Genomic DNA, 12,043 nt, shown 5'->3' with positions numbered 1-12,043 from the left:
CAGCCGGATACCCAATCTCGAATTCCTAGCGCCCTACGCGTTCGTACCACACCACTACACACCTATATCCAACGCCAAAGCGTGAATACGTGGAACGATATCGCCCAGCGCTTTGTGCACCGCCCTGTGGCGGGCTACGCGTGATTGCCCTTCGAAGGCTGCAGAACGAATCCGCACGTTAAAATGGCTTTCGCCACCTTCCTGAAAGCCCGCATGACCCCGGTGGCTTTCGCTGTCATCCACCACCTCAAGCTCATGCGGGTCAAAGGCGGATTGCAAGGCAGTCCGGATTTCGTCGGTCACAGTCATTTTTACGCTCAGCGGCAAAAATTTTACCGCCTCCCCTCTTCTACTTTCGGCAGCTTAGACTAAACTGCTGCCTCCGAGTCGAGAAGATGCGTTCTTAAGGATCACAGAATGACGAAATCAGACCCCTTTGGATTCGATATGTCCGTCTCTAGCGCCAAGAAAAAGAACCCGCGCGGGCGTCGGGGGATGTCGGGCGCATCCGAGACATCGGTCCGAATCTGTGACCATGAAGGCTGTGACGAGCCGGGCAAGTTCCGCGCCCCCAAAGCGCCGGATGTGCTGGATGACTTCTTTTGGTTCTGTCAGCAGCATGTGCGCGAATATAACCAGAAGTGGAATTTCTTCGACGGCACGACCGAGGCCGAGCTGAACGCGCAGCGATCCAAAGACAAGGTCTGGGAACGCGAAACCAAACCGATGGGTGACCCCGAGGCCCGCGCCTGGGCCCGTCTTGGTATTGAAGACCCGCATCAGGTTCTGGGCGCGAACAGCACGCAGAACAAAGGCCGCACGGCAGGCAACGGCGGCCGCCGCCTGCCCCCCACCGAGCGCCGTGCGATTGAAATCTTGGAAGCCAATGACAGCTGGACCAAAGCTGAAGTGCGCAAAGCTTATAAGAAGCTGATCAAGGTGCTGCACCCGGATATGAACGGCGGTGACCGCAGCCAGGAAGAACAGCTGCAAGAGGTTGTCTGGGCCTGGGACCAGATCAAGGACAGCCGGAACTTTAAATAGCTGAATTAGTGCACGAACATATTGCGTAGGGCCACTGCTTCTGGTCGCTTGAGGCAACGCAGCCGCGTTTGTTCCTTCGCGGTTGCGGAATTACGTATTTCGGGGAAAATCATACAGAGCTCTTCCACGTCTTCACGGCCAAAAGACTGCAGCGCCATTTCTCCCAGAAATAAGCTTTCGGTCGGCAAACCATTCGACATCAGTATCGCGTGCCGATGACATGCAATGTGAAAATAGGTTACGGGTTCGCATGCGTTCACCTGGCGAATGGTTTTGTCGTTCACCAAATGAATAGCTGCGACGAAAACCTTGGGCTCACCAAACAAAAATTCTGCACGCCATCCTTCCAGAACAATTCTGTGTTGCGGCGACACATACAAGTCTTGATCAGGCAAGCCTTTCCCTATCGCTCCTTTTTTAATGCAAACAGGACGCAAGCGAGGGGCCCTATTCAATTCTTCGACGCTTATTGTCTTTTCACCGATCCATTCAATGGGTAGCAATTCGCCGCTAGAAACGCGCACCTTGTCCCCAACGGACAGTTCTTCCACGAGGCAGCGGCCCGTTTCGGTTTCGATCAAAGTACCCTTAACGAAACACGGCACTGTCCCCTCTGGAAGAGAGACTGTCACGATAATGGAATCGTTATTGCCGTTACCGGGCCCCGTGGAGGCAAATATTTCGAGAGTAAGTTGAGTGTTTGGAGGAATATCGGCTCCCGGAGTTAACTCGACGGTCAAAAGTCCGCTTGATGAAATCGAAACCGTGTAGTCGGACGGGTCTAATCCGCCGGTCCCCGAAACGACAACACTCCATGAAGCTCCGGCTTTAGTTGCTATGTATTGCTGAGCGACAGAGGTCGAGCCACTGGGAATCGAAATCGAAGTCGGGCCTAGAATTGTCAGTGCCATTTGAACCTCAAACGGGAAACGTTAAACTGGGAACTCGTTATGTGCAGGCTTTTTGTGATATTAAACCATCACATAGTTCTATTGCAATGTAAGCATTGAACCATGATTTGCGGTCATATTTAGCAACTCGAGGATTGAGTTCTGGGCAGAAAAAGACTGAGTGTGACTTCGTTTCATATCAATAAGGCCAATTTCAAAGAAACATCCGCCTCAGCTCAAACTCATACCTCTTTCCCTTGCCCTTGCCCGCAATATGTTGCACCAAACACAGGTTCGAAAACCCGCACGAGGTTGCGGTACCAGGAATAAGGACGACAGGCATGGATTGGCCGATTGACGCAAATGCACATCCCTCAGAAGAGATTTCGGTTCGCGACGTGTTCGGCATCGACACCGACATGCAGGTCAAACGCTTTTATGAAGTGACCGAACGGGTCCCCGAGATTGATCCGACTTACAAATTTGACCCTGAGACGACGCTCGCAATTCTGGCGGGCTTTACTCACAACCGTCGCGTGATGATCCAAGGGTATCACGGCACGGGTAAGTCGACCCATATCGAACAGGTCGCCGCACGTCTGAACTGGCCTGCGGTGCGGGTCAACCTCGACAGCCATATCAGCCGGATCGATCTGATCGGGAAGGATGCGATCAAACTGCGTGATGGCGTGCAGATCACCGAATTCAGTGAAGGTATATTGCCTTGGGCCCTGCGCAACCCGGTCGCGATCGTGTTTGACGAATACGACGCCGGCCGCGCAGATGTGATGTTCGTGCTGCAGCGCGTACTGGAAGCCAACGGTAGCCTTACCCTTTTGGACCAGAACGAGATTCTGACACCCCACCGGTATTTCCGCATGTTCGCCACAGCCAACACCGTTGGCCTTGGGGATACGACAGGCCTTTACCACGGTACGCAACAGATCAACCAAGCTCAGATGGACCGCTGGTCGCTGGTCGCGACGCTGAACTACCTCAGTCACGACGCCGAGACGATGATCGTGCTGTCCAAGGCCCCACATTACAACACAGCTGAAGGTCGCAAGATCGTCAGCCAGATGGTCAGCGTCGCCGACCTGACCCGAACCGCCTTCATGAACGGCGACCTGTCCACGGTGATGAGCCCGCGAACAGTGATCAACTGGGCCCAGAACGCCGAGATTTTCCGTGATGTTGGTTACGCGTTCCGCCTGTCCTTCCTGAACAAATGCGATGAATTGGAACGCCAGACCGTGGCTGAGTTCTATCAGCGCTGCTTTGATGAGGAACTTCCGGAGAGCGCGGCAAGCGCGAGCTTGGGCTAACACCCCACAAAAGAACAAACGATTCAGATACGGCCAGCCTGAAGTCTCAGGCTGGTCGTCGTGCTTCTGCCGCCCACCAAGATGGTCGATATGATGCCGCAAGTGTTGTCTGGAAATACCGGAGCCTGTCCTAACTGGCTTTTCGCAGGCACCACCCGGACCCGTTCAGGACCGAACTTGCCAAACTCAGATGAGACTTGCAGCAATCAACCGGCCCCAAAACGCGCCGAGGACACCTATGACTAAAAGGCAAGCAGCCTCGCCCGATAAATGCTGTACCAAAACAGATCAACGACCATCGATTGTGGCGGATGGGTCACTGGCGAAACCGTGAATTGTATATACCTTGATTATACAAATTACATCCATATCATATCCAATGCATGGTACATTGGAAAACACCTCTTGTAATAACAACAACTATCTGGGCATTCGCCTCTCCTGTTACCGCATTGCCGACAACGACGTCTGACAGGGCTGAACTGTTTGCTGTCTGCTCTGGCCGGTTAGAAGCGCTAGCGGCCCGCCAACGGGCCCGCATCGGGGACGAAAATGCGCCTGCCGCAAATCTGCAGCAACAGTTCGACCAAATGCTGGAAGCGGTTCTGCCGTGGGCGCTGTCCGAGGGTATCGAAGAACAACAGCCCAAACGGTGGCGTGTGCGCGGATGGGTTGAAGTCGCCTACCTGCTGGCCGATATGGACTATAGCTTCGACGCGCGCATCGCCGAAGGGGCAGAACAGCAGTTGGCGCGCAGAATCTCGGAGTGTCGGGCCGTATTGCTTTAGGATCGCGATGTTGAAAAGCGGATCGCCCCTATGGTCAAGCCCCCGGAATGGCTCTAGGTTGCCGGGGCAGAACAAGACCGGACCCGCCGCCGATGAGCAAACCAAACGACAACCCCGCTGATCCGTTCAAAAAAGCCCTGGCCGAGGCCACGCGGGTTATGGCCGACGACCCCGAGCTGAACGTCTCGTACACCGTTGATCCATCAGGCATGTCGGGCGAGTCGATGCGTTTGCCCCAGGTCAGCCGCCGAATGACACGAGAAGAGGTTTTGCTGGCGCGCGGAACAGCCGATGCACTGGCCCTGCAACGCCGATACCACGATGACGCGACGCATGCGCGCTATGCGCCTCCGGGGGATATGGCGCGGGACCTGTACGAAGCGATGGAGACCGCCCGTTGCGAGGCGATGGGTGCGCGGGACATGCCGGGCACGGCCAGCAACATCGACGTCAAGATCAGCCACGAAGCGATACGGCGCGGTTATGACCAGTGTAAACAACCCGCGGACGCGCCTCTTTCCGTTGCCGCCGGATATCTGATCCGCCACTTGGCGACCGGTCGTGACCTGCCCCCCGCCGCCGCAAACATCATGAATCTATGGCGTGGTTTTATCGAGGAACAGGCTGGCGGATCGCTGGAAAACCTCAACGATATCCTTTCGGACCAGGCTGAATTTGCCAAATTCTCGCGGCAGGTGATCAAGGATCTGGGATATGGCGACCAGTTGGGTGACGACCCCGACGAGCTGGACGACGAACAGGAAGATCAGGCCGAAGAAGACGCCGAAGAGCAGCCCGATCCGGACAGCACAGGCGACGACGACCAGCAAGAGCAGGACGCCGACGCCACGCCTGAACAGTCGCAGGAAGAACAGCAGGACCAGTCTCAGGCTCAGGTCTCGATGGACGAGATGGCCGATGATGAGATGGGCGACGAAGCCGAAATGCCGGAAGGTGAGGCTCCGCTTGAACCACCGGCCCCGCCACCTGCCTCGGATGCGGATCCTGATTACAAAGTGTATTTGAACACGCATGATGAAGAAATCGCAGCCGAGGACCTGGCTGAACCGGCCGAACTGGAACGCCTGCGGGCCTATCTGGACCAGCAGTTGGAGCCGCTGAAAGGCGCTGTGAGCCGCTTGGCCAATAAACTGCAGCGCCGTCTTCAGGCACAGCAGAACCGCAGTTGGGAATTCGATCTGGAAGAAGGCATCCTGGATGCGGGCCGTCTGGCCCGCGTGGTGGCAAACCCGACCACTCCGCTCAGCTTCAAAATGGAAAAAGACACCGAGTTCCGCGACACAGTGGTCACTTTGCTGCTGGACAATTCGGGGTCTATGCGCGGACGACCGATTTCGATCGCGGCAATCTGTGCCGATGTTCTGGCGCGAACGCTGGAACGCTGCAACGTCAAGGTCGAGATTTTGGGCTTTACCACCCGCGCCTGGAAAGGTGGGCAAGCACGTGAAGCCTGGTTGAATGACGGTCGCCCGCAGCAGCCGGGGCGTTTGAACGATCTGCGCCACATCATCTATAAAGGGGCCGATGCGCCCTGGCGTCGTGCGCGCCCAAATCTGGGCCTGATGATGAAAGAGGGCCTGTTGAAGGAAAACATCGACGGTGAGGCACTGGAATGGGCCCATCGCCGGATGATGATGCGGCGCGAACAGCGCAAGATCCTGATGGTGATCTCGGACGGCGCGCCGGTCGACGACTCAACGCTCAGCGTGAACCCGGCCAACTATCTTGAAAAACACCTGCGGGACGTGATCGCGATGGTCGAAAAGCGCAATATGGTCGAGCTGCTGGCCATCGGCATTGGCCACGATGTAACACGCTATTATGACCGGGCGGTTACGATTACGGACGTCGAGCAACTGGCCGGCGCCATGACCGAGCAATTGGCCGCGTTGTTTGACAGCGACCCACGTGCCCGCGCCCGCATCATGGGGATGAAGAAGGCGGGCTAATGCCGCTCCGGGTGAAACTCAACACATAATGGGAAAGACCCTGAACCGATGAGGTATGAGATGTTTCAGTCCTTTGCCGTGACCGCACGACCGGAACAGGGACCTCCGCGGCTGGCCGCCCTCAGAAAAGAGCTGGCCCAAGACGGGCTGGACGGTTTTCTTATTCCGCGCTCAGACGCGCATCAGGGCGAATATGTCGCCCCGCGGGACGAACGTTTGTCTTGGCTAACAGGCTTTACCGGGTCGGCAGGTTTTTGTGCCGTGTTGCCCGACGTGGCCGGTGTGTTTGTCGACGGGCGATACCGAACACAGGTCAAGGTTCAGGTCGCCCAGGACTTTACCCCTGTGCCGTGGCCCGAGGTCAGTTTGGGCGCGTGGTTGAAGGACAATCTGCCCGATGGCGGCAAGGTCGGTTTTGATCCGTGGTTGCACGCTGCTGGCCAGATCACCAACGCACGCAAAGACCTCGCAGGCAGCGGTATAGACCTTGTTCGCAGCCCCAATCTGGTTGACCGCATATGGCCCGATCAACCTGCCCCACCGATGAACCCGGTTAAAGCGCACCCTCTGGAATTCGCCGGTGAAAGTGCCGCCAGCAAAATTGACCGTCTGGCCGAGGCTTTGACTGCTGCTGGCAACACGGCCGCCGTGATCACCTTGCCGGACTCGATCATGTGGCTGTTGAACATTCGGGGCTCGGATATCGGATACAACCCAGTGGCGCACGGTTTTGCCATTTTGCACTCGGACGCCAAGGTTGACCTGTTCATGGCACAGGAAAAGCTGGGCGTGTCACTAGGCGATCAGGTTCGCGTTCACGCGCCTGAAACGTTCCTTGATGCTGTTGCCGCGTTACAGGGGGCAATTCAGGTTGATCTTGGAACCCTGCCCCAAATCGTAGCTGATGTTTTGCAGGACAAGATCGTCGATGCCGGCGACCCTTGCGCCCTGCCGAAAGCCTGCAAAAACCCTGCTGAAATCGAAGGCAGCGCCGAGGCTCACCTGCGCGACGCAGTGGCGGTGATCGAGACGCTTTGCTGGCTGGATGACCAAAGCCCCGGCAGTGTCACTGAAACGCAGGTTGTCACAAGGTTGGAAGAGAACCGGCGCAAGGACAGCGCGCTGCAGGACATCTCGTTTGATACAATCGCAGGCACCGGTCCTAACGGCGCTATCATGCATTACCGCGTCACCGAAGAGACCGACAGCCTTCTGGAAGACGGGCACATTCTGGTTCTCGACAGCGGTGGTCAATACCTTGATGGCACCACAGATATTACCCGTACCATCGCTATTGGTGAGGTCGGTGACGAAGAAAAAGCCTGCTTCACCCGTGTCCTGAAGGGTATGATCGACATGTCGATCTTGCGTTGGCCCGTGGGCTTGGCTGGGCGCGATATCGAAGGCGTGGCTCGGGCCCCGCTGTGGGCGGCAGGGCAGGATTTCAACCATGGCGTCGGCCACGGCGTCGGCGCGTACCTGAGCGTGCACGAAGGCCCTCAGCGTCTGTCGAAGGTCAGCCATGTCCCCCTTCAACCCGGTATGATCCTTTCGAACGAGCCCGGCTATTACCGTGAAGGTGCTTTTGGCATTCGTATCGAAAACCTGGTCGTGGTGCAGCAGGCCCCTAACTTGCCCGGTGGCGATGCCGAACGCGCAATGCTGAATTGGCGGACTTTGACCTACGTTCCAATTGACCGTCGATTGATTGTTCCCGACATGCTGACCCACGCTCAACGTGATTGGCTGAATGCGTATCACCGCGACGTTGCGGAAAAAATAAGACCAAGGCTGGGCGCAGAGGCGCAACTGTGGTTGGATGCCGCAACCGCTCCGATCTGACACCCAGCTGTTACATTCCGGAGGCAGAGGAAAAGCCCGACATCAGTAAGGGTTAAGGAGGTAAGATGACCAAGATCACTATTCGCAAAGCACCGGGTAAATGGAGCGTCCGTTCCGGTGGCGCCATTTTGGGTGAAAGCACAAATGCGCTTGAACTGCTTGAAGGTGATCTGGACCCGGTGATCTATTTCCCCCGCAATGATATTGCGATGGCGTTTCTGGACCAGACCGACAAAGTCACGCATTGCCCCCATAAGGGTGACGCCGCGCACTTCTCGATCGTCAATAAGTCTTCTGTGACTGAAAACGCGGCGTGGAGCTATGAAAGCCCGATCCCCGAAGTCGCCGATATCAAAGGCTATATCGCGTTTTATCGGCTCGATTCAGTCAAAGTTGAACAAATCTGAGCGGGACTCACATCGCCTCTTTCATCAGGTCGACCATCGCCAGATCTTGACTGACCCGACCGTAAGCCTGCGCCATCGCTGTCAATGTGTGCGGCGGGCAGCCAATTTCTTGAAGGCAAGAGGCATCAATCACGCGGACTCGACCATCGAAAGCTGACTCGACGACCTGATCTACTGGCTCATCTCGATCCCCGACTGTCAGTTTGTGATAATGAAAGCCCTGACCAGGGGCGGTGACGCCCAGCGTGTGCCGCACTCCATGCGATGCTAACCAGTCCAACAAATTGCGCAGACCAATGTCCTGATCAGCGTCCGGCACTTTATTTGCTTCAATCCGGCCCTCGCGCGGCAAATGCCTGAGCTGCACCATAGTTGTCGGCGTCCAGATCCGAATGGGCTGCACAAAATCTACAAGTCGCCCGATACGACGTCCCCGCAAGTGGGGGCCTAAACCAAATGTGGCAGTTATCAAGCTGATCGGAGCCTGTGAGACGGCATAGACAGAGGCGAAAAGATCGCACCGCCCACCTACCTTATGTTTCAACGTCAGGGCATTAAAGTGTCCTGCCTCAGCATAAGCGCGCGGCGATCCCAATGCACGGCTTAACCAAAGGCAATTCATGATGTACGGGGCGTGGTCGCGAAAGCCGATCTGCGATGCTTGTGGCAGGCTGCGCGCTAGCAAGTTCGCTGTACCTAATACTCCCGATGCCAGAAACACGTGCCGCGCTCGCAGTTGAGTTCCATCATCCAGGTCCAAGCGTACCATCCCCTGCCCTGACAAGATCCGGCTAACACGCCCCGCTCGGACCGAGACGTTCGGCATCTCTTTGAGGCGCGCCTCGACCGCTCGGGCCATGGTCCGAAGCCCGGCATTGGGAGTTTCTGAAGTTCCGTTCAGCAAACGTGGGACACTTTTTTCCAGTCCGTTCTCTAAAAGCTCGTGCCGGGCACCGCCGACCACTTTCAGATCGCGCTGCACAGCTTCGCACGCGGCACAATAGTCCCACCATGTTTCCAAAAACTGTCCCCTTCCCCAAGGGTCATCACAGTCGTAAACCTGAAGCTGTTTACCCCAGTAATTGGCCAGCCCACCGACTTCGGCGGCAGCAAACATCGGAGGTGCGTCGCCTGATACTTCGGTGCGGTCGGCCAGACACGCGGGCTGTTGTCTTTCATACGCAACCGAGACAATCTTGACCGGCCCACCCTGAGAAGGCTTGGAGGTGGCCCCCGTCACCACAGCCACAGACCCAGAGAAGCCCCGCATAGCTGTAAGTGCAGCGTATGCAGCGGGCCCTGCTCCGACTAATGCAATATCAACGCTTTGCATGACTCAGCCCTGTCTCCAGCACAGCCGCACGTTGCAAATGGCCATTTAAGAGACGGTCAAAACTTGAAAACGTTTCTACAGACCGGCTCACCATGACAGGTAGGCCCAGCGTAATTCGGACCGCAGGCGGATACTCGCCCATCGAGGTTGTAGTCTCAGCAAAGGTCATGGTGCCAACTCGTTTCTGACAACATGCAATTCTGCGTCAGACCCCAGCACTGGCAGCGCGTAACCCGCGCCTCTCGACCCCAGCCAGAGACGCTGAACGAAACTCTTTAAATACATTACCAACCACTCCCATTCACATGAGTTCTGGTGCTAAAACAGTTCGTTATTCGTTTGGTCGTTCAAAATATGAAAGCCGAGCAGCCTGACGCCGTGCACAAAATCAGGGTTGCAATAGGTAGTCAGCGCGGAACTCGGGCAGAATACTCTTGATTAATATTAACCGAAAGTTAACAACTAGATCAAGAAAAGTTGAGCCAAAGTGTGTTTCAGCCCGTGAAACGCCGATTTTCTTCGGGCAATCAACGAAAACACTGGGCCATGGCGTTCTGTTACCATGGCCAGGGCGCGACACTCAGCGGTTGACACCAAAAAGCGAGAGTATCAAGTCACTCGGCCTGTTCCCTCAGCGAGACAAGGATATCCACGATAGCATTTACCACTTCGGGGTCGTCCAGAGCCGGATCGGGCATCGACGTTTCGGCAGCGATGGATTGCGGATTATCAAGGAACGCGACAAGCTGGTCCCGGGTCCACTTTCCACCCACTTCAGACAATGACTGCGAGTAGTCGAAATCGGTCAGGCCCGCGATCTGACGACCGAAGACTTCGCCCAAAGACGGGGCACTGGTGCTGGGTAACACGCCGAATCCGTGACACTCCGCGCAGCCATCCAGGGCCGTTTCTACTGCACTTGCCTTGCGTTCCGGCAGTTCCAGATCAGTGATCTTTGAAACCGCAAACTGAAAGCTGGGATCGAACTCGCCAACAGTCAAACGAACCACTTTTCGCTGATCGGTCCACAATGCGAGCTCGTCCCCATGTTGATGGACATATCGTATCCGCAGCCCCAGTGGGATACGTTCTGCGAACAGAATGCTCTCTCCGTTGGTACGAATTCGAAACAGGCTGTTCCCGGCCAGCGATCCGGCAATCAAATCCCCATCCCAGGCAGGATGAAAGTCATCAACGTTCATCAATGAACTAACAGCCACCGAGGGCAGCCAGGAATACGCCGGCAGCTGGAAGTCGGGATGGCGACCATAGTCCAGCGTATCAGGCAACGGCAATTTGTTGTATCTCGTTCCAAGCGAAACCTGTGGCCATCCATAGTCCTCGCCTTCGCGGATCAGGTTCAGCTCATCCCCGCCGCGCCGGCCATGTTCAACCGTCCACAGTTTGCCGTCCTGGTCCAGCGCTATTCCCTGCATGTTCGAATGACCCTGACTGACAACACGGCTATCGCCGGTGGCCAAATCCACTGCGATCACCTTGCCGTACATCTGATCCGGGATTTGCGACAATGGCACCGGAGCGTAAATTCCGTCTTGCGCATAGTCACCTGCAGCCAAGAACAATGTGCCATTCGCGTCTACACGAAACCGTCCGCCCGCCATATGGCCCTGAATCGCGCGACCTTCGGGGTTGGGCGCAAGGCAGGGTTCTGTCCCGAACAGCACCGTCCAGTCTTCGGCTTTGATTGAGGCAGTTTCAGCAGACGCGCCTTGCAATGGCGCGGTCGAGATTGCCGTGCGATAGCAGTTCTCGCCCTCGACCCATTCTGTGAAAGAAACGATCAGTTGATCGTCCACAACATCCACATCATTGTATCGAAAAAAGAAATGCGCAAATTCATAGTCGGGGTTCGCCTCAGCAAACGCCAACATTGCACTCCAACCGTTCGGGGGTGGGGCAATTTGCAGTTGTTTGGCCTCTGCTCCGCCCGCTTCAAAAAAACCTCCCTCGTGGGTCATAACGATGAGGTCGTTGCCTAAGCTGGCTAACGCGCCACCGCTACCGACACGTTCGACGGGGATTTCGGTCTCTTTCATATTCAAGGCAGTGAAGATTGTCTCGATCTGTGCGGCCCCATCCAGCGCAACAACAGGCGCAGAGTGTGGCGCGGCCACAGGGCGGCCGCGCAATTCATGCACCTCAAGCATCAAAAGCACAACGGAAACAACAAGTGTTATAAGGGTAACGGGCACGATCACCGGGCTCGCCAGTACCCATTTAAGAAAACTCATCCCCTGACCTCAAAATATTTTTGTTTTCGCCGTGCAATCTGGCGCTGCTCGGCCACATAGAACCCTGAAACACAACCGGTATCAACCCGACCGGGTCGTGCCGCGCACAACAAGATCGCTCGCGTTGCACCCTTGCAGCCCTCACGATGAGTTCACGCGGCTGTTGAATGATTTCTGGTACGATCCGGTGCA

Annotated in this window: 10 protein-coding genes; 6 read left to right on the top strand and 4 right to left on the bottom strand. The window is 56.2% G+C overall.

Features of this window, described 5'->3' with window-relative positions; translation table 11 throughout:
- Nucleotides 1–54: 54 nt before the first annotated feature.
- Complete coding sequence (locus J7380_RS07240) at nucleotides 55–309, bottom strand: BolA family protein (protein WP_209195115.1); 255 nt, start codon at nucleotides 307–309, stop codon at nucleotides 55–57.
- Nucleotides 310–417: 108 nt separating this feature from the next.
- On the opposite strand from J7380_RS07240, the gene J7380_RS07235 reads away from it, so the two are divergent.
- Nucleotides 418–1,044: a J domain-containing protein gene (locus tag J7380_RS07235; RefSeq protein ID WP_209195114.1), complete on the top strand. Its 627-nt coding sequence runs from the start codon at nucleotides 418–420 to the stop codon at nucleotides 1,042–1,044.
- 5 nt (nucleotides 1,045–1,049) lie between these two features.
- Here J7380_RS07235 and J7380_RS07230 read toward each other — a convergent pair whose 3' ends face one another.
- A complete protein-coding gene (locus J7380_RS07230) occupies nucleotides 1,050–1,955 on the bottom strand; it encodes a Hint domain-containing protein (RefSeq protein WP_209195113.1) in 906 nt (301 codons plus the stop codon).
- Nucleotides 1,956–2,275: 320 nt separating this feature from the next.
- On the opposite strand from J7380_RS07230, the gene cobS reads away from it, so the two are divergent.
- From cobS to J7380_RS07205, 5 genes are all read left to right on the top strand, one after another.
- Nucleotides 2,276–3,259, top strand: a complete 984-nt coding sequence (gene cobS / locus J7380_RS07225; RefSeq protein ID WP_209195112.1) for a cobaltochelatase subunit CobS — start codon at nucleotides 2,276–2,278, stop codon at nucleotides 3,257–3,259.
- Between the two features lie 452 nt (nucleotides 3,260–3,711).
- Complete coding sequence (locus J7380_RS07220; RefSeq protein ID WP_209195111.1) at nucleotides 3,712–4,047, top strand: hypothetical protein; 336 nt, start codon at nucleotides 3,712–3,714, stop codon at nucleotides 4,045–4,047.
- Nucleotides 4,048–4,139: 92 nt separating this feature from the next.
- Nucleotides 4,140–6,017 (top strand): cobaltochelatase subunit CobT, encoded by a 1,878-nt coding sequence (gene cobT / locus J7380_RS07215; protein ID WP_209195110.1) that lies wholly within the window; start codon nucleotides 4,140–4,142, stop codon nucleotides 6,015–6,017.
- A gap of 60 nt (nucleotides 6,018–6,077) precedes the next feature.
- Nucleotides 6,078–7,859, top strand: coding sequence for an aminopeptidase P family protein (locus J7380_RS07210; RefSeq protein WP_209195109.1), 1,782 nt, complete (start codon nucleotides 6,078–6,080; stop codon nucleotides 7,857–7,859).
- Between the two features lie 65 nt (nucleotides 7,860–7,924).
- A complete protein-coding gene (locus tag J7380_RS07205) occupies nucleotides 7,925–8,266 on the top strand; it encodes a DUF427 domain-containing protein (RefSeq protein WP_170352570.1) in 342 nt (113 codons plus the stop codon).
- A gap of 7 nt (nucleotides 8,267–8,273) precedes the next feature.
- Here J7380_RS07205 and J7380_RS07200 read toward each other — a convergent pair whose 3' ends face one another.
- Both J7380_RS07200 and J7380_RS07195 read right to left on the bottom strand, forming a co-directional pair.
- On the bottom strand, nucleotides 8,274–9,599 hold the full coding sequence (locus tag J7380_RS07200; protein WP_209195108.1) for a hypothetical protein: 1,326 nt from the start codon (nucleotides 9,597–9,599) through the stop codon (nucleotides 8,274–8,276).
- A gap of 614 nt (nucleotides 9,600–10,213) precedes the next feature.
- Complete coding sequence (locus tag J7380_RS07195) at nucleotides 10,214–11,851, bottom strand: PQQ-dependent sugar dehydrogenase (RefSeq protein WP_209195107.1); 1,638 nt, start codon at nucleotides 11,849–11,851, stop codon at nucleotides 10,214–10,216.
- Between the last annotated feature and the right edge of the window lie 192 nt (nucleotides 11,852–12,043).

This window comes from Ruegeria sp. R8_1 (assembly GCF_017743815.1).
Lineage (GTDB): Bacteria > Pseudomonadota > Alphaproteobacteria > Rhodobacterales > Rhodobacteraceae > Ruegeria > Ruegeria lacuscaerulensis_A.
This window is presented reverse-complemented; position numbering and strand designations above follow the sequence as displayed.

Coding starts and splice junctions, on each gene's coding strand:
- J7380_RS07240 (WP_209195115.1), bottom strand. CDS start 309: ATGACTGTGACCGACGAAATCCGGACTGCCTTGCAATCCGCCTTTGAC.
- J7380_RS07235 (WP_209195114.1), top strand. CDS start 418: ATGACGAAATCAGACCCCTTTGGATTCGATATGTCCGTCTCTAGCGCC.
- J7380_RS07230 (WP_209195113.1), bottom strand. CDS start 1,955: ATGGCACTGACAATTCTAGGCCCGACTTCGATTTCGATTCCCAGTGGC.
- cobS (WP_209195112.1), top strand. CDS start 2,276: ATGGATTGGCCGATTGACGCAAATGCACATCCCTCAGAAGAGATTTCG.
- cobT (WP_209195110.1), top strand. CDS start 4,140: ATGAGCAAACCAAACGACAACCCCGCTGATCCGTTCAAAAAAGCCCTG.
- J7380_RS07210 (WP_209195109.1), top strand. CDS start 6,078: ATGTTTCAGTCCTTTGCCGTGACCGCACGACCGGAACAGGGACCTCCG.
- J7380_RS07205 (WP_170352570.1), top strand. CDS start 7,925: ATGACCAAGATCACTATTCGCAAAGCACCGGGTAAATGGAGCGTCCGT.
- J7380_RS07200 (WP_209195108.1), bottom strand. CDS start 9,599: ATGCAAAGCGTTGATATTGCATTAGTCGGAGCAGGGCCCGCTGCATAC.
- J7380_RS07195 (WP_209195107.1), bottom strand. CDS start 11,851: ATGAGTTTTCTTAAATGGGTACTGGCGAGCCCGGTGATCGTGCCCGTT.